The following is a 16,569-nucleotide window of genomic DNA, read 5'->3' on the forward strand; positions in this document are numbered from 1 at the left end:
GTCCGTGCGCACGGTCGAGCTCCGTCCCGGCGAGGAGTCCATCCGCCTCGGTCAGCTGCTCAAGCTGGTCGACGCCGTCCCCACCGGCGCCCAGGTCAAGGACGTGCTGGTCACCGGTGCGGTCCGGGTCAACGGCGAGGCCGAGGACCGCCGCGGCCGGCAGGTCCGCCGCGGCGACGTCGTCTCGATCGAGGGCGTCGAGGACGTGCGCGTCGCGTGAGTTCCACGTGGAACCCGGGCACCGGGCCCGCACCCGGGGACGGCGACACGGGCGACGACGGCGTCCCGCTGCCGCTGGCGGTGCCGCGCTGGCCCGACGACGCGCCGCCCGGCCCCGACTTCGCCGCCGTCCGCGCGGAGTTCGACGTCCCCGAGGACTTCCCGCCCGACGTGCTGGCCGAGGCCGAGCGGGCCGCCGCCGCCCCCGACCTGCCGGAGTTCGACGCCACCGGGCTGCCGCTGGTCACCGTCGACCCGGTGGGCAGCCAGGACCTCGACCAGGCCGTGCACCTGCAGCGCTGGGACGGCGGCTACCTCGTCTCCTACGCGATCGCCGACGTCGGCGCGGTGGTCCGGCCCGGCAGCGCGCTCGACGCCGAGGCCCGGCGCCGCGGCCAGACGCTGTACAGCCCCGACCGCCGCGTCCCCCTGCACCCGACGGTGCTCAGCGAGGGCGCGGCCAGCCTGCTGCCGGACCAGGTGCGCGCCGCCGCGCTGTGGACGATCCGGCTCGACGCCGACGGCGAGGTCCGCGCGGTCGACCTGCGCCGCGCCCGTGTCCGCAGCCGGGCGCAGCTCGCCTACCCCGACGTCCAGGCGCGGGCCGACGCCGGCACGCTGCCCGAGCCGATCGCCCTGCTGCCCGAGCTGGGGACGCTGCTCGAGCGCGCCGCGGCCGCCCGTGGCGCGATCGAGCTGGGCACCCCCGAGCAGCAGGTCGTGCGGACGGAGGGCGGCGGCTGGACGCTGGTCGCCCGCAGCGACCTGCCGGTGGAGGGCTGGAACGCCCAGGTCTCGCTGCTCACCGGCCGCGTCGCCGCCCGGCTCATGCTCGACGGCGGGGTCGGCCTGCTGCGCACCCTGCCGCCGGCCCGGCCAGGGGACGTCGCCCGGCTGCGCCGCCTGGCGCCCGCGCTCGGCGTCGACTGGCCCGACGGTGCCGGCCCCGGCCAGGTGCTCGCCGGCCTCGACGTCGCCGACGCCCGCCACGCGGCCTTCCTCGAGGAGGCGGCGGCCCTGCTGCGCGGCGCGGGCTACACCCCCCTCGACGGCGCCGTGCCGGAGCACACCGGGCACGCCGGGGTCGGTGCGCCCTACGCCCACGTGACCGCGCCGCTGCGCCGGCTGGCCGACCGCTTCGCCACGGAGGTCTGCCTCGCGCTGGCCGCCGGCACCGAGCCCGACCCCGCGCTGCGGGCCGCCCTGCCGGAGCTGCCGGCGCTCATGGCCGCCTCCGACCGGCGCACCCGTGCGGTGGAGCGCGCGGTCGTCGACGCCACCGAGGCCTGGCTGCTGGCCGGCCGCGAGGGCGCGGCGTTCGACGCGGTGGTGGTGGACGCCGACGGCGACCGCGGCACCGTCGTCCTGCAGGAGCCGGCCATCCGTGCCCGCTGCACCGGTGCCGGGCTCAGGGCCGGCTCGCGGGTGCGGGTCCGTCTGGAGGAGGCCGACGTCGACCGGCGGACGGTGCGGTTCAGGGTGGAGGAGGAGTGATGGCCGAGCCGTACCTGGCCGAGCGGCTGCAGGGCTTCGGGACGACGGTCTTCGCCGAGATGAGCGCGCTGGCGGTGGCCACCGGCTCGATCAACCTGGGGCAGGGCTTCCCCGACACCCCCGGCCCGGCCGCGGTGCTCGACGTCGCCCGCGCCGCGATCGGCACCCCCGCCGACCAGTACCCGCCCGGCCCCGGCACCCCCGAGCTGCGCGCCGCCGTCGCCGCGCACGTCGAGCGCTTCCGCGGCCTGGCCCACGACCCCGACACCGAGGTGCTGGTCACCGCCGGCGCCACCGAGGCGCTCACCGCGGCGCTGCTCGCGCTGGTCGAGCCCGGCGACGAGGTGGTCCTCCTCGAGCCGATGTACGACAGCTACGCCGCCGCGGTCGCGATGGCCGGGGGCGTCGTCCGCCCGGTGCCGCTCACCCCGCCGCCCGCGGACGCCGACGGTGGTGTGTGGACCTTCGACCCGGCCGACCTCCGGGCCGCCGTCACCCCGCGCGCCCGGCTGCTGCTGCTCAACACCCCGCACAACCCCACCGGCAAGGTGCTCGACCGCGCCGAGCTGGCCCTGGTCGCCGAGGTGGCGCTCGAGGCCGGGCTCCTCGTGCTGACCGACGAGGTCTACGAGCACCTGGTGTTCTCCGGCGCCGAGCACGTCTCGCTCGCCACGCTGCCGGGGATGCGCGAGCGGACGCTGGTGGTCGGCAGCGGCGGCAAGACGTTCAACACCACCGGCTGGAAGGTCGGCTGGATCTGCGGCCCGGCGCCGCTGGTGGCCGCCGTCCGCACCGCCAAGCAGTTCCTGACCTACGTCAACGCCGGCCCCTTCCAGCCGGCCATCGCCGCCGGGCTCGGGCTGCCCGACGCCTACTTCACCGGCATCGCGGCCGACCTGGAGCGGCGGCGCGACGTGCTGGTCGCCGGGCTGCGCGAGGCGGGCCTGCCGACGGTGAGCCCGCAGGCGACCTACTTCGCCACCGTCGACGTCCGCGGGGTGCAGCCCGACGGCGACGGCCTGGCGTTCTGCCGGGAGCTGCCGGCGCGGGCCGGGGTGGTCGCCGTCCCGTCGGTCGTCTTCTACACGCGCGGGCACGCCGACCTGGGCCGCCCGCTGGTGCGCTTCGCCTTCTGCAAGCGCGACGAGGTGCTGGACGAGGCGGTCGCCCGGCTGGGCAGGATGTCGCCATGAGGTTCGGGATCGTCCAGCACGACATCGTCTGGGAGGACCGGGACGCCAACTACGCCCGGCTGGCGCCGCAGGTGGCCCGCGCGGCCGCGGCCGGGGCGGAGCTCGTGCTGCTCAGCGAGACCTTCTCGACCGGCTTCTCGATGACCCCGGGCATCGGTGAGCCCGAGGACGGCCCGTCGGCGGACTTCCTCCGGACGCAGGCCGCCGAGCACGGCGTCTGGGTGGCCGGCAGCTGCCCGGAGATCGCCCCGGGGGCCGAGCTGCCGTACAACTCGCTGGTCCTGGCCGGCCCCGACGGCACGGTGCACCGCTACCGCAAGCTGCACCCGTTCACCCACGGCGGCGAGGCCGAGCGCTACCTCGGCGGTGACGCACCGGTGGGTGTCGAGGTCGGCGGCTTGCGGATCACGCCGTTCATCTGCTACGACCTGCGCTTCGCCGACGTCTTCTGGACCGCGGCGGAGACGACCGACGTCTACCTGGTGACGGCGAACTGGCCGGCCACCCGCCGCCACCACTGGACGACGCTGCTGCGGGCGCGCGCCATCGAGAACCAGGCCTACGTCGTCGCCTGCAACCGGGTGGGCACCGGCGGCGACGGCATCGAGCACGCCGGCGACAGCCGGGTCGTCAGCCCGATGGGCGAGCTGCTGGCCACCGCCGCGGGCGGGGAGACGCTCGTGCTCGCCGACGTCGACGCCGCCGAGGTCGCCGCCACCCGCGAGCGGTTCCGGTTCCTCGCCGACCGGCGGGGCTGACCGCCGGACCCGAGCTCAGAGGCGCTGCTGCGGAGCCTGCGTCGCCGGGGTCTGGTCGACGACGATCTGCTCGCGCTGGACCTGCTCGCTGACCTGCTCCTGGCCCTGCACCAGATCGGTGCGCAGGCGGACGCGCTCCACCGGCACGACCTCGACGCCGACCACCGGCCGCTCGGCGTGCAGCACGATCTCGTCGGGCAGTCCGGTGCCGAGGCCGGTCCCCGTCCCGGCCGCGGTGCCGGGTGCGGCCACGCCACCGGCGGGGGTGAGGGACTCGCCGGGACCGGGGTCGGGGGCGTCGAGGGGCACGTGCTCGATCCGGATCTCCTCGCGGCGCAGCGGCACGGTCACCTGCACCTCCTCGGTGACCACGTACTTGACCACCCGGACCCGGGTGGCGGCGACCTGCTCGGTGCCCACCCGCAGCTGCTCCTCGCTGCGGATCATGGTGCCGTCGGAGGAGTGGCGGGGCGCCGCGCCGGCCGCGGCCGCCGGAGCCGGCGGAGCCGCCGCCGCGGCGGGCGCGCCGACCGGGGTGACCGGCGCGGTCGGGGCCGCGTCGCCGACCGGGGCCACCGGGGCGGTCGGGGCCGCCGTCCCTGCGGTCGCGCCGCTGTCCCGGGTGGCGAAGGTGTCCTCGGCCAGCGGCTCGTTGCTCACCGGCGTGACCGGGTTGTCGACGCCGGAGGCGCTGGTGGCCGGCACGTCGGTGGCCTGTCCGGCGCCCGGAGGGGTCAGCCCGGTCCCGCTCGGCGCCCACGTGCCGGTGCCGGGGGCGGCGACCGGGCCACCGGCGCCGGTCTCGGGGCCGGCGCCCTGGCCCAGGCCGTAGTGCTGGCGCAGCTGCGCCTCCTCGTCCGGCCCCAGGTGGTCGCCACCGACCGCGGGCGCGTGGCGGACGGCGTCCTTGCTGACCGGCACCCGCAGCACGCCGTCGGCGAAGGTGGCCTGGGTGGCGGGGACGATCGAGTGCCGGGTGCCGAACAGGCCGGTGCTGACGGCGACCCAGGTGGGTGCGCCGGTGCGGTCGTCGACGAAGAAGCTCTCGACGGTGCCGATCTTCTCGCCGTCCGGTCCCTGCGCCGTGCTGCCGATCGCCGCGGACAGGTCTCGTTCGCTCAACACGCTGTTCGCCTCCTCGGCAACGCCCGCTCTGGCGTCGCTCCGAGCGGGGAGTGCCCGGTCTGACGTGCCCCGACACCCCCGTCACGCCTACGGTCGATCAGGGAGGACCACCGGCTCGAGGAGGACGACGTGGGCAGCGGACAGCTCGAGGTCGAGCGCAAGTTCGAGGCGGGACCGGACGTCGTCCTGCCCGACCTGACGGCCGTCGACGGCGTCGCCACCGTGGGCGAGGTCGTCCCGCACGAGCTGGACGCCACCTACTACGACACCCCTGACCTGCGGCTGGCCCGCGCGCGGATCACGCTGCGCCGCCGCACCGGCGGCACCGACGCCGGCTGGCACCTCAAGCTGCCCACCGCGGTCGCGAGTTCGCGCCGGGAGGTGCACGCCCCGATCGGCCCGCGCCGCACCGTGGTCCCGCGGGCGGTGACCGAGCCGGTGACCGGCGTCCTGCGCGGCGCCCGCCCCGGGCCGGTGGCCGTCCTGCAGACCACCCGGCTGGTGACGCCGCTGTTCGGCGACGACGGCCGGGTGCTGGCCGAGGTCGCCAGCGACACCGTCACCGGCACCGCGCTGGCCGCCGGGGCCGACGCCCCGTCGACGGTCACCACGTGGCGCGAGATCGAGGTCGAGCTGGTCGACGGTGACGAGGCCCTGCTCGACGCCGTCACCGAGGCGCTGACCGCGGCGGGCATCGAGCCCTCCGACCAGCCCTCCAAGCTCAGCCGCGTGCTGGCCGACCGGCTCGCCGCGCTCGCGCCCCCGCCGCTGCGGCTGCCGGCGGCGACCGGCGACGGCACCGACCCCGGCCCCGGCTCCGGCAAGGGCTCGGGCTCCGGCAAGAAGGGGAAGAAGGGCAAGAAGCGGAAGGACGAGCACGAGGAGGCGCGACGCGACGCGCCGACGGCGGCCGAGGTGGTGCTCGCCGCCGTCCGCACGCAGGTCCGGGCGCTGCAGACCGCGGACATCGGCGTCCGCACCGGCGACCCGGAGGGCGTGCACGACCTGCGGGTGGCGTGCCGGCGGCTGCGCAGCATCCTGGCCGCCTTCCGGCCGGTGCTCGACCGCACCGCCACCGACCCCCTGCGCGACGAGCTGCAGGTCACCGGCGCACGGCTGTCGGCGGCCCGGGACGGCGAGGTGGCGCTGGAGCACCTGCGCGCGGTGGTGGACGCCCAGCCCGTGGAGCTCGTCCGCGGCCCGGTGGTGGCCCGGCTGCAGTCCGCCACGGTCGCCGACCACGAGAAGGGCCGCAGGGCCGCCGTCCGGGCACTGTCCGACGAGCGGCACCTGCAGCTGCTCGACGCCCTCGACGCGCTGCTGGCCGACCCGCCCCTGGCCGAGGCCGCAGCCGGGCCCGCCCCGGCCGTGCTGGCCGACGCGGTCCGGCGCACCGGCAAGCGGCTGCGGCACCGCGTCGCGGAGGCGCGCGACGCGGCCGCCCAGGACGAGGGGGTCCAGGCGGGGACCGGGGCCGCCGGGCACGAGCAGGAGGAGCACGCGCTGCACGAGGTGCGCAAGGCCGCCAAGCGGGTGCGCTACACCGCCGAGGTCGCCGCCCCCGTGCTCGGCGCCCCGGCCGAGGCGCTGGTCACCTGCACGAAGCAGGTGCAGGACCTGCTCGGCCAGGCCCAGGACACGGTGGTCACCCGCGCGGCGTGCACCCGGCTGGCGGCGGCGGCCACCGGCGCGGGGGAGGACACCTTCACCTACGGGCGGCTGCACGCGCTCGAGGAGTGGCGCGCCGAGCGGGCCGACCAGGCGTTCTGGTCACTGGAGCCGTCGCTCAGGTCCGCCGTCCGCGCCGCCGCCGAGGCCTGACCCGCCGGGCGTAACCTGTCCACCGTCCGAGCGGCCTCCTCCGGGCGGCCTGCTCGCAGGGTCCCGCCGCGGGCCTGCGAGTGGTGAGGGGCGAGGAGGTCCTGCAACTGTCCCTCATCGGTCTGCTCGGGTTCGCCACGGTGGTCCTGCTCGCCCTGCTGCTCCTCCACGGCTTCCTGTGGTGGCGGCTGGTCCGCAGCACCACCCCGCCCGGCCGCACCCGCCGCCTGCTCACGCTGCTCACCGTCGTCATCGCCCTGCTGCCGATGGGCGCGGTCCTCGCCCGTCGCGAGGACTCCGCCGCCAGCACGGCGCTGCAGTGGGTCGGCTTCAGCTGGCTGGGTGTGGCCTTCTACCTGTTCCTGACCCTGCTGGCCCTCGAGCCGGTGCGGCTCCTGCTGCGCCGCTGGACCCGGCGGCGCCCGGAGGTGGGGCAGGACGCCGTGCCCGCCGCGGCTCCGGGCGGCGGGGGGACGGCACCGGTGGCCGAGGTCGTCCGGCAGGACGACGGCGTCGCCGACCCGTCGCGGCGGCTGCTGCTGGCCCGCGGCCTGGCGGTCACCGCCGGCGCGGTGGCGCTCGGCACCGCGGGCACCGGCGCCTACCTCGCCAACTCCGCGCCCGTCGTCCGCCGGGTGCCGGTCACCCTCCCGCGGCTGGACCCGGCCCTCGACGGGCTGCGCATCGTCACGTTCTCCGACGGCCACCTGTCGGCCACGTACGGCGGACGGCGCTTCGAGCGGCTGGTCGAGACGGTCAACGCGCAGCGCCCCGACGTCGTGGCCATCGTGGGCGACCTGGTCGACGGCGACGTCGAGGAGCTGCGCGAGGACGCCGCCCCGCTGGCCGACCTGGTCAGCGAGCAGGGCGTCTACTTCGTCACCGGCAACCACGAGTACTTCGTCGACACCACCGCCTGGCTGCGCCACCTGCCCACGCTCGGCGTCGAGGTGCTGCGCAACGAGCGGGTGCCGATCGTGCGCGGCGGTGCCTCCTTCGACCTGGCCGGCATCGACGACCGGACGGCGGCCGGCTCGGGACTGCCCGGCCACGGTGCCGACCTCGGCGCCGCCCTCGACGGCCGCGACGACGCCGTCCCCGTGGTGCTGCTGGCCCACCAGCCGTTCATGGTCGACCAGGCCCGCGCGGCCGGGGTGGACCTGCAGCTGTCCGGGCACACGCACGGCGGCCAGCTCTGGCCCTTCGACCACGCCATCCGGCTCGACCAGCCCGCGGTCGAGGGGCTGTCCCGGCACGGCGACACGCAGCTCTACGTCACCGCGGGCGCCGGCTACTGGGGGCCGCCGATGCGGATCGGCGCACGTCCCGAGGTGACCGTCGTCGAGCTGCGGTCCCCGTGACGCGACAGACGTCTCATACGACATGACGTCCGCAGACGTCTACCGTCGCCTACCCTGGCGGCCGTGACGGCGGCGACGGCGGGACCGAAGTACCTCTCGGTCCGCGAGCACCTGCGGCGCCGGGTCGGTGCCATGCCCGAGGGTGCGCTCCTGCCGCCGGAGCCGGTGCTGTGCGCCGAGTACGGCGTCAGCCGGATCACCCTGCGCCGCGCCGTCGACGGCCTGGTCGCCGACGGCCACCTGGTGCGCGAGCAGGGCCGCGGCACCTACGTCACCCGGCCGGCCATCCGGCACGAGTACCGCGAGAGCTTCGTGCACCGCATCGCCGGGTGGAGCTCGGTGATGGCCGAGCAGGGCGCGCAGGTCGGGACGACGGTGCTGCAGCAGCGGGTCGTCCCGGCGACGGCGGCCGTGGCCGCGGAGCTCTCCCTCGAGGTCGCCACCGACGTCGTCGAGCTCGAGCGGCTGCGCAGCGTCGACGGCGCCCCCAACCACGTCGCGCACAGCTTCCTGCCCGCCGCGCTCTATACGCGGGCCGCCGAGGAGGACTTCAGCGCGGGCTCGCTCTACGACTTCCTGCGCCGCGAGTACGGTGCCGACCTCGCCCACGCCCGGATCGTCGTCGACGTCGGCACCGCGGCCGCCGACGAGGCCGACCTGCTCCGGATCGCCGCCGGCTCGCCGCTGCTCGTCGTCCGCACCACCGTGCGCGACAGCGCCGGCCACCCGCTGGTGCACAGCTTCTCCCGGCTGCGTCCCGACGTCAGCCAGGTCGAGTTCGAGGTCTCGGTCACCGGCCGCTGAGCGCGGCCACCCGCCGCCCGCCGCCCCTGGGTCGGTCACACCGACGGCTACCGTCGGGGGCGTGACCACCACCGCGAGCGGCAGTCGGGAGGTGGCCGCACCGCGCAGCCGCGTGTGGCGGGCGCTGGCCGTGCTCGAGCCCTACTGCGCGGTCTGCGACGTCTCCTACGTCGTCGACGGCGAGGGAGCCGGGCCCAGTGCCACCTTCGTCTGCGTGCCCGGCCGGCTCGCCGAGGGGGAGGCCCCGCGCGCCGGTGCCCCGCGCGGCGAGATCGTCGAGTGGGAACCCGAGCGGGTGGTCACCACCCGCCTGGAGCTGACACCCGAGACCTGGACGACGCGCATCGAGCTCGCCGACGCCGACGCCGGCAGCACGCGGGTCACCGTCACGCTCACGCACCGGCCGCGCCGCGTGCGGCTGGCCGACCGGCTCGCCCGCCCGGCGCTGCAGCGGATGGTCCAGCGCACCGTCGACGACGAGCTGGCCAAGCTCCCGGCGCACGTCGAGCAGGTCACCGCCGACTGAGGGTGGTCCTCCACACGGGCGACGGAGGCGTCGGCAGGGGCTCGGCGGGTACGTGCAGGCCAGGAGCGCCCGGCGACCGGCCGGGCGCCGCGCCCCTCACCGGAGGACACGTCGTGATCGGTTTCCTCGTCGCAGGACTCGTCATCGGAGCCCTGGCCCGCCTCATCGTCCCGGGCAAGCAGCACCTCGGGATCTTCGCCACCCTCGCCCTCGGCGTGGTCGGCTCGCTCATCGGCGGGCTCATCGCCCAGTTCTTCGGCACCGGCAGCATCTGGGAGCTCAACGTCCTGGGCTTCGTGCTCGCGGTGGTGGCCGCCGTCCTGCTCATCGGCGTCGCCGAGGGCATCACGGGCCGCAACGACCGCGCCGTCCGGCGCTGACGCCCGCGGGGGAGCCGGCCGGCCTCAGAGGTCGACCGACTCCCCCGGGGCCAGCCGGCTGAAGGGGGTGGGCGTGCCGGGGCCGCGCTCACCGAGCAGCCCGCCCACCACGCCGAGCCCCACGTCGTTGAGCAACCCGTCGTGCACGGCGTAGGCCTGGTCGGCGTCGACCGCCCGCACGTAGTCGATGAGCTCGGCCACCTTGGACCACGGCGCGTGCAGCGGCAGCAGCAGCGTCGCCACCGGGGTCCCGGGCACGGTGAACGCGTCGCCCGGGTGGAACACCTGGCCCTCGACCAGGAAGCCCACGTTGCGCACCCGCGGCAGGTCCGGGTGGATCACCGCGTGCCACTCACCGTGCACCTGCACCTCGAACCCCGCGGCGGTCACGGCGTCCCCGTCGCCGACCGCGTGCACCCGCGAGCCCAGCCCCTCGAACTGCGCTGCGACGGACGGGTTCGTCCACACCTCCAGCGCCGGGTCGGCCTCCAGCGCCGCGCGCAGCCGGTCGGGGACGACGTGGTCGGCGTGCTCGTGGGTCACCAGGACGGCGCTCGCGCCCTCGAGGACCGCCGGGTCGGTGAACCCCCCGGGGTCGAGGACCAGCCGCCGGTCGCCGTCGCTGACCACCACGCAGGCGTGCCCGTGCTTCGTGAGCTCCATGGAGCGCATCCTCCCGCCGCGGACGGGGGACCGCCGCCTCACCCGGGCGGGTGACTCCGGGCCGCCGCCCCTCCCGCGACCCGACCGCGGTGCCGACCCTCCCTGCATGGTCCCCAGCCCCGCTGCCCCGTCCGGCGCCGCCCCGACCGCCGCCGCCCCGACCGTCTTCGCCGTGGCCCGCAGCCGCGCCCACGGCCCGACGGCCGCCCTCTGGCACGCCGTCGAGCTGCACCGCCCGACCGCCGAGGTCGACGGCGCCTGCGAGCTCACCCTCTGCGGCACCCTGGCCCGCGTCGCCGTCGGCGAGCAGTGGCCGACGGCGGCCCGCGACGTCTGCGTCCCGTGCACCGTCCTGGCCGCCGGCCGCCGCTGAACCACCGGCGCCCGCTCCACTACCGGCCCTGCTGCCGCGGGAGGACCCCGTCCTCCCCACCCTTCGCGAGCTCAGGGCGGGACCCGGGACGGGGCCGTCAGCGGCCGGTGAACCGCGGCGGCCGCTTGCCCAGGAACGCCTCGACCGCCTCGCTGTGGTCGGCGGTCCGCCCGAGCTGCGTCTGCAGCCGTGCCTCGAGGGCGAGCGTGTCCTCCAGGGTGTCGGTGGGCGCGGTCGCCAGCACCGTCTTCACCGCGCGGTAGGCCGCGGTCGGCCCGCCGGCCAGCCGCTCGGCCAGCGCCCGCGCCTCTGTCCCCACCTCCGCCGGGTCCACGACCCGGTGCACCAGGCCCCACTGCAGCGCGCTCTCCGCCGGGAACGGGTCCGGCAGCAGGAGCAGCTCGGTGGCCCGCCCGACGCCCACGCTGTGCACCAGGCGGGCGGCCAGCGCGGAGTCGCTGGACAGCCCGATGCCGGTGAACGCGGTCGTGAACTTCGCTCCCGCGGCGGCCACCCGCAGGTCGGCGGCCATCGCCAGCCCGAGCCCGGCGCCGGCGCAGGCGCCGTTGATCCCGGCGACCACCGGCACCGGCAGCCCCGCCAGGGCCAGGACCAGCGGGTTGTACTCGTGCTCGACCACCGACAGCGAGGTGGCGGCGTCCCCGCGCAGGGACTCGACGTGCTCGCCGAGGTCCTGCCCCACGCAGAAGGCCCGCCCGGTGCCGGTCAGCAGCACCGCGCGCACCGACTCGTCGTCGGCCAGCCCCCGCACGACGTCGAGCAGCTCCCGCCGCACCGCCCGCGTGAGCCCCGGCTGCTGCAGCGTGACGGTCGCGACGCCGCCGGCGTCCTCCCGGGTCACGGTCTCGGGCATCGTGTCCCACCTCGTCGCTCGTCGTGGTCGCTGATCCGGTCTCTCGTCGGCGGCCGCCGTCCGGTCGCCCCCGCCGTCCTACCGCACCGCAGCGCGTCCTCCCTCACCGCCCACGGTCGGGGAGGACACGCGACGACCAGGTCACCTGATCACGGCGCGCCCACCCGCGCCAGGACGGGGAGCGCTGCGCCCCCGGCGACAGGTGGGGTCGGCCACGGGTCCGGCGCCCCGACCGGTCCGTGCAGGTGCAGCCCGACCTGCGCCGCGACGCGGTGAACGAGTGCGTCCGGACGTGTGACGTCTGCCGCTCCCCGCCGTGTCACCCGCCGTCCTCCGGCGTGTCGGCGTGTCGATGCCGAGCCGTGACTCGTGAGGCGTACCTGAACGGGTGGGACGGCTGGGATGATGTGTGGTCTGGGACGGCGGGGGCACCCCTGGCAGGGAGTTGCGGCGCCGCCGGTGCGGACGGCGCCGGTCGACGACCGGCCGGAAATGGAGAGCTCCCGTGGTGGAACCGGGTCGCCGGATGCTCGGTGACCGCTACGAGCTCTCCGAGCTCATCGCCTCGGGGGGCATGGGCCAGGTCTGGCGCGCCACCGACCTGCTGCTGCACCGCCCGGTCGCGGTCAAGGTGCTGCGCAGCGAGTACACCGGCGACCCCACCTTCCTCGCCCGCTTCCGCGCCGAGGCCCAGCACGCCGCCGCGCTGAGCCACCCCAACATCGCCGCCGTCTTCGACTACGGCGAGACCGAGGCCGCCGACACCGGCGAGCAGCTCGCCTACCTGGTCATGGAGCTGGTCGAGGGACAGCCGCTGTCGGCGCTGCTGCGCGCCGAGGGGCGGCTGGACACCTCCACCACGCTCTCCGTGCTCGGCCAGACCGCCGCCGCCCTCGCCGAGGCCCACCGCGCCGGGCTGGTGCACCGCGACGTCAAGCCCGGCAACATCCTGGTCCGGCCCGACGGCAGCGTGAAGATCACCGACTTCGGCATCGCCTGGTCGGCCGGCAGCGTGCCGCTCACCCGCACCGGCCAGGTCATCGGCACGCCGCAGTACATCTCCCCGGAGCAGGCCGAGGGGCACCTGGCCACGCCGGCCAGCGACGTCTACGCGCTCGGCCTGGTCGGGTACGAGTGCCTCTCCGGTCACCCGGCCTTCGACGGCGACAACGCGGTCACCATCGCCCTCAAGCAGCTGCGCTCGGACCCCGAGCCGCTGTCCGACGACCTGCCCGGCGGCGTCCGCACGCTCATCCGCCGCGCGCTGTCCAAGGACCCGGCCGCCCGCATGCCCGACGGCGCGGCGTTCGTCGCCGCCGTCGAGGACGCCCGCGCCGGCCGGCTGCCCGTCGACCCGTGGCCCGCCGTGCCCGCGGCCGCGGCGGTGCCGGTGGCCGACCCCGGCCCGGCCACCCAGGCCGCCCCGCTCCCGGACGGCGTCCCCGGGTCGCCCGCCGCCGGGCCGCCGCACCGCCGGATCGGCCCGCCGCCGCCTCGGCGGTCCTCGGCGGTCCTCGTGCCGCTGGTGGCGCTGCTGCTCGGCGCCGGGCTGGCCGGCGCCGTCTTCACCGCCGTCTCCGACCCCCCGGAGGCGCCCACCGTCGTCGCCGCCCAGACCCAGGACGGCGAGGACGAGACGATCGACCTCGTCAGCGGCGACTACGTCGGGCGGCCGGTCGACGACGTCGCCACGCAGCTGTCCGCGCTCGGCCTGACGGTGGAGCGCCGCGAGCAGGTCACCGGCGACTCCGCCCCCGACCTGGTGCTGGAGGTCTCGCCCACCGGGCGCCTCCAGCCGGGCGACGACGTCGTCGTCACCTTCGCCGTCGCCCCGCCCGCCCGCGGCTCCGGCGGCTGGGACGGCGACGACCGGCCCGGCGGGGGCGCCGTCTCCCCGGTCACCGGCGACGCGGTGCCCGAGCAGGTCGCCGAGCCTCCCTCCCCGGCACCGGACACCGCCGCGGCCACCCCGGTCCCGGCGGCGCCCACCACGACGCCGGTCCCGACCGACAGCCCGGCGCCGCCGGCGGACCCGACGACTCCCGCGCCGTCGACGCCCGGCTCGACGACGCCCGGCTCGACGACGCCCGGCTCGTCGCCGTCCCCGTCGTCCCCGGCGTCGTCCGGGAGCCCGACCCCGACGAGCCCCACGAGCTCGACGGCCCCGGTGCCCCTGCCGTCCGCCGGCGCCTCGTCGACCGCGAGCGGGTCCGCGGTCAGCTGATCCGGTACCCGCGCGGCATCCGCGCGGGTGTCCGGCCCACGGGGACGCTCTCGTGGTGGCAGGCTGGGGAGCCGCTGTTCACGGGAGGTGCGGATGGCAGCGAGTCCGGTTCGCCGCGTCCTGGCCGGCCGCTACGAGCTGACCGGCCTGATCGCCACCGGCGGGATGGGCCAGGTCTGGCGCGGCCGCGACGCGTTGCTCGACCGCCCGGTCGCGGTCAAGGTGCTGCGCAGCGAGTACACGGGCGACCAGACCTTCCGCACCCGCTTCCGGACCGAGGCCCAGCTCACCGGCCGGCTGCTGCACCGCAACATCGCCGCGCTCCACGACTACGGCGAGGTGGTCAGCGAGGACGGCGAGCCGTGCGCCTACCTGGTGATGGAGCTCGTCGACGGCGAGCCGCTGTCGGCACTGCTCGACCGCGAGGGGCGGCTGCCGCCGGAGCGGGTGCTCGACGTCGTGGGGCAGACCGCCGCGGCGCTGGCCGTCGCGCACGCGGCCGGGGTGGTGCACCGCGACGTCAAGCCGGGCAACGTCCTGGTCGGCCGCGACGGCGTCGTCAAGATCACCGACTTCGGCATCGCCTGGTCGGCGGCGAGCGCGCCGCTGACCCGCACCGGGCAGGTGGTGGGCACCGCCAGCTACCTCTCGCCCGAGCAGGCCGGCGGCGACAAGGCCGGGCCCGCCAGCGACGTCTACTCGCTCGGGATGGTCGCGTGGGAGTGCCTCGCCGGCCGGCGCGCCTTCGACGGCGAGCACCCGGTGCAGGTCGCGCTGCGGCAGCTGCGCGAGGAGCCCGACCCGCTGCCGGCCGACGTGCCGGAGCCGGTGCGCGACCTGGTGGCGCGGGCGCTGGTCAAGGACCCCGCCGGCCGCTTCCCCGACGGGGCCGCGCTGCACGCCGCGGTCGAGGACGTGCGGGCCGGCCGGTCGCTGCCCGCCCTGCCCGCGCCGGCGACCACACCGCTGCCGCTGCCGGGCCCCGGCGCGCTCCCGGCCGTACCCGTCCCGGCCGCCGGCGGGTCGACCGCCGTCCCGCCGCGGCGCCGCGGGACCCGGGTCCTCGCCGGGATCGCGACGCTGGCGGCCGGGGCCGCGATCGGCGTGGGCGCGCTCCAGTTCGCCGGCACGGACGCCGGCGGTGTGCCGACCTCCGTCGCCGAGCCCTCGGCCGCCGCCGACGTGCGCTGGTCCGCCCTGGTGGGCCGCCCCGCCGACGAGGTCGAGGAGGAGCTGGTCGAGGCCGGACTGCGGGTGGCCCGGACGGCGGAGGAGACCGCCGGCGTCGCGGCCGGCCTGGTGACCGCCGTCGGCCCGACCGGGCGGCTCGACCCGGGCGACGTGGTCACCCTGACCGTCGCCGTCGCGCCGGTCACACCGCCGTCGGCGCCCTCGACCGCGGCCCCGCCGGTGTCGAGCACCGCGCCGCCGACCTCGGAGGCACCGTCGGGCGTCCCCCCCGCGCCGCAGGAGCCGACGCCCCAGACCACCTGGGACGGCAACGGGAACGGCAACGGGAACGGCAACGCCGGGGGGAACGGCAACGGGAACGGGAACGGCCGGGGGCGCAACGGCTGACCGCCGTCGCACCGTCCCCCGGGTGTCCCGCCCGACCGGTCGCCGCCGGGCCGCCGGACGGCCGTCCGGAGCCCGGCGGCGGGGGTCAGCGCCGGCGGCCCGGCGCCAGCCAGAGCGCGACGCCCAGGGCCGCGACGGCGGCGGTGAGCAGGAAACCGCGGTCGGTGTCCGCCCGGGGCAGGACGACGAGCACCCAGAACACCGCCAGGCCGGCCAGGCCGCCCAGCGCGATCCGCTCGGCGCCGGCCGCTCCGCCCGGCACGTGCAGACGCGGCACGAAGGGCAGGGCCCCGACGAGGACGGCGAGCGTGGCGAACGCCGACCACAGCGGCACGCCGGACCACAGCGGGTCACCGCCGAAGCGCAGCGCCAGCCCGAGCTCGAGCAGCACCAGGCTCAGCCCCACGAGGCCGGCACCCGCCAGCAGCGCCCGGTCCCGGGGACTGCGCGGTGCGCGCCTCGTCGCGCCGTCGGGCCGGGGCCCGGGGTGCTGGGCGGGGGTCGCCTGCGGCGCGGGGTGGGCAGCGGCGGGCGGCGCGGGGGGAGCGCCGAACCAGGAGTCCAGCGGGCCGGTGGGCTGCGGGCCGGCCGCCTGCACGGGCGCCGGGTCCTCGACGCGCGGCTGGACCGCGGTGGTGGCGGTGCCGGGGGCCGGCGACGACGGCGGTCCGGGCCGGGGGGCGGGGTGCTGCTCGGCCGCGCCGGCCGCCGTCGCCCCGGTGGGGGCGAGGGGGATCTCCTGCGTGCGCGGGCCGGCCGGCGGGGGTGAGGCGGTCACGGGTCGTTCCTCCGAGTCGGACGGGGTGGGGCCCTCGGGGAGCCGGTCCAGCCCTGCACGCTAACCGGGCTCCCCGTCCGGACCGCGGAGGTCGGCGGCGGGTCCACCCGGCCTGCCCGGTGCCCGTGGTCCCGTCCCGGCTCCTCTCGGGTCCCGCCGTGAGCGTGCGAGGGGCGGGGGGCAGGGCGGCCCCCCGCAGGGTCCCGCCGTGAGCGTGCGAGGGGCGGGGGGCAGGGCGGCCCCCCGCAGGGTCCCGCCGTGAGCGTGCGAGGGGCGGGGGGCAGGGCGGCCCCCCGCAGGGTCCCGCCGTGAGCGTGCGAGGGGCGGGGGGCAGGGCGGCCCCCCGCAGGGTCCCGCCGTGAGCGTGCGAGGGGCGGGGGGCAGGGCGGCCCCCTGCA

16 protein-coding genes are annotated in these 16,569 nt (G+C 77.5%); 12 read left to right on the top strand and 4 right to left on the bottom strand.

The features are described from left to right. Positions 1-4: 4 nt before the first annotated feature. The 4 genes from JOD57_RS12445 to JOD57_RS12460 are packed head-to-tail and all read left to right on the top strand — an operon-like array spanning position 5 to position 3,664. The gene (locus tag JOD57_RS12445) at positions 5-220 is read left to right on the top strand and encodes an RNA-binding S4 domain-containing protein (protein WP_204692311.1); all 216 of its coding nucleotides are present in this window, start codon (positions 5-7) and stop codon (positions 218-220) included. Further along, a complete protein-coding gene (locus JOD57_RS12450; protein WP_307824644.1) occupies positions 217-1,713 on the top strand; it encodes an RNB domain-containing ribonuclease in 1,497 nt (498 codons plus the stop codon). Before JOD57_RS12445 ends, JOD57_RS12450 begins: the two co-directional genes overlap by 4 nt. Continuing rightward, positions 1,713-2,906 carry a pyridoxal phosphate-dependent aminotransferase gene (locus JOD57_RS12455; RefSeq protein ID WP_204692312.1) on the top strand — a complete coding sequence of 398 codons (1,194 nt, stop codon included), beginning with the start codon at positions 1,713-1,715 and terminating at the stop codon, positions 2,904-2,906. The genes JOD57_RS12450 and JOD57_RS12455 overlap by 1 nt, the downstream gene beginning before the upstream one ends. Beyond that, a complete protein-coding gene (locus JOD57_RS12460; RefSeq protein WP_204692313.1) occupies positions 2,903-3,664 on the top strand; it encodes a nitrilase-related carbon-nitrogen hydrolase in 762 nt (253 codons plus the stop codon). The genes JOD57_RS12455 and JOD57_RS12460 overlap by 4 nt, the downstream gene beginning before the upstream one ends. A 15-nt stretch (positions 3,665-3,679) precedes the next feature. On the opposite strand, the gene JOD57_RS12465 is transcribed toward JOD57_RS12460, so the two are convergent. Beyond that, positions 3,680-4,789 (bottom strand): PRC and DUF2382 domain-containing protein, encoded by a 1,110-nt coding sequence (locus JOD57_RS12465; RefSeq protein WP_204692314.1) that lies wholly within the window; start codon positions 4,787-4,789, stop codon positions 3,680-3,682. A gap of 129 nt (positions 4,790-4,918) precedes the next feature. Between JOD57_RS12465 and JOD57_RS26870 the strand changes: the two genes are divergently transcribed. From JOD57_RS26870 to JOD57_RS12490, 5 genes are all read left to right on the top strand, one after another. Beyond that, positions 4,919-6,610 (top strand): CYTH and CHAD domain-containing protein, encoded by a 1,692-nt coding sequence (locus tag JOD57_RS26870; protein ID WP_204692315.1) that lies wholly within the window; start codon positions 4,919-4,921, stop codon positions 6,608-6,610. An 83-nt stretch (positions 6,611-6,693) separates the two neighbouring features. Next, a complete protein-coding gene (locus JOD57_RS12475) occupies positions 6,694-7,971 on the top strand; it encodes a metallophosphoesterase (protein ID WP_307824645.1) in 1,278 nt (425 codons plus the stop codon). Positions 7,972-8,034: 63 nt separating this feature from the next. Continuing rightward, entirely contained in the window at positions 8,035-8,775 is a 741-nt protein-coding gene (locus JOD57_RS12480; RefSeq protein ID WP_204692316.1) for a GntR family transcriptional regulator, read from the top strand. A 61-nt stretch (positions 8,776-8,836) separates the two neighbouring features. After that, positions 8,837-9,301, top strand: coding sequence for an SRPBCC family protein (locus JOD57_RS12485; RefSeq protein WP_204692317.1), 465 nt, complete (start codon positions 8,837-8,839; stop codon positions 9,299-9,301). A 113-nt stretch (positions 9,302-9,414) separates the two neighbouring features. Continuing rightward, positions 9,415-9,681, top strand: a complete 267-nt coding sequence (locus JOD57_RS12490) for a GlsB/YeaQ/YmgE family stress response membrane protein (RefSeq protein WP_204692318.1) — start codon at positions 9,415-9,417, stop codon at positions 9,679-9,681. A gap of 24 nt (positions 9,682-9,705) precedes the next feature. On the opposite strand, the gene JOD57_RS12495 is transcribed toward JOD57_RS12490, so the two are convergent. After that, the gene (locus JOD57_RS12495; RefSeq protein ID WP_204692319.1) at positions 9,706-10,344 is read right to left on the bottom strand and encodes an MBL fold metallo-hydrolase; all 639 of its coding nucleotides are present in this window, start codon (positions 10,342-10,344) and stop codon (positions 9,706-9,708) included. A gap of 106 nt (positions 10,345-10,450) precedes the next feature. Between JOD57_RS12495 and JOD57_RS12500 the strand changes: the two genes are divergently transcribed. Continuing rightward, the gene (locus tag JOD57_RS12500; RefSeq protein ID WP_204692320.1) at positions 10,451-10,717 is read left to right on the top strand and encodes a hypothetical protein; all 267 of its coding nucleotides are present in this window, start codon (positions 10,451-10,453) and stop codon (positions 10,715-10,717) included. A 97-nt stretch (positions 10,718-10,814) separates the two neighbouring features. Here JOD57_RS12500 and JOD57_RS12505 read toward each other — a convergent pair whose 3' ends face one another. Beyond that, complete coding sequence (locus JOD57_RS12505) at positions 10,815-11,591, bottom strand: enoyl-CoA hydratase-related protein (RefSeq protein ID WP_204692321.1); 777 nt, start codon at positions 11,589-11,591, stop codon at positions 10,815-10,817. Positions 11,592-12,096: 505 nt separating this feature from the next. Between JOD57_RS12505 and JOD57_RS12510 the strand changes: the two genes are divergently transcribed. Together JOD57_RS12510 and JOD57_RS12515 are read left to right on the top strand one after the other, a co-directional pair. Further along, positions 12,097-13,815, top strand: a complete 1,719-nt coding sequence (locus JOD57_RS12510) for a serine/threonine-protein kinase (RefSeq protein ID WP_204692322.1) — start codon at positions 12,097-12,099, stop codon at positions 13,813-13,815. A 93-nt stretch (positions 13,816-13,908) separates the two neighbouring features. Then, positions 13,909-15,393, top strand: a complete 1,485-nt coding sequence (locus JOD57_RS12515) for a protein kinase domain-containing protein (RefSeq protein ID WP_204692323.1) — start codon at positions 13,909-13,911, stop codon at positions 15,391-15,393. A gap of 85 nt (positions 15,394-15,478) precedes the next feature. On the opposite strand, the gene JOD57_RS12520 is transcribed toward JOD57_RS12515, so the two are convergent. Then, complete coding sequence (locus JOD57_RS12520) at positions 15,479-16,171, bottom strand: hypothetical protein (protein ID WP_204692324.1); 693 nt, start codon at positions 16,169-16,171, stop codon at positions 15,479-15,481. Positions 16,172-16,569: the final 398 nt, after the last annotated feature.

Source organism: Geodermatophilus bullaregiensis, from assembly GCF_016907675.1.
In the GTDB taxonomy this organism is placed as follows: domain Bacteria; phylum Actinomycetota; class Actinomycetes; order Mycobacteriales; family Geodermatophilaceae; genus Geodermatophilus; species Geodermatophilus bullaregiensis.

What these genes read in the sequence shown, in the direction of transcription:
- JOD57_RS12455 (WP_204692312.1), top strand. Translation starts at nt 1,713, where the DNA reads ATGGCCGAGCCGTACCTGGCCGAGCGGCTGCAGGGCTTCGGGACGACG.
- JOD57_RS12460 (WP_204692313.1), top strand. Translation starts at nt 2,903, where the DNA reads ATGAGGTTCGGGATCGTCCAGCACGACATCGTCTGGGAGGACCGGGAC.
- JOD57_RS12495 (WP_204692319.1), bottom strand. Translation starts at nt 10,344, where the DNA reads ATGGAGCTCACGAAGCACGGGCACGCCTGCGTGGTGGTCAGCGACGGC.
- JOD57_RS12500 (WP_204692320.1), top strand. Translation starts at nt 10,451, where the DNA reads ATGGTCCCCAGCCCCGCTGCCCCGTCCGGCGCCGCCCCGACCGCCGCC.
- JOD57_RS12505 (WP_204692321.1), bottom strand. Translation starts at nt 11,591, where the DNA reads ATGCCCGAGACCGTGACCCGGGAGGACGCCGGCGGCGTCGCGACCGTC.
- JOD57_RS12515 (WP_204692323.1), top strand. Translation starts at nt 13,909, where the DNA reads ATGGCAGCGAGTCCGGTTCGCCGCGTCCTGGCCGGCCGCTACGAGCTG.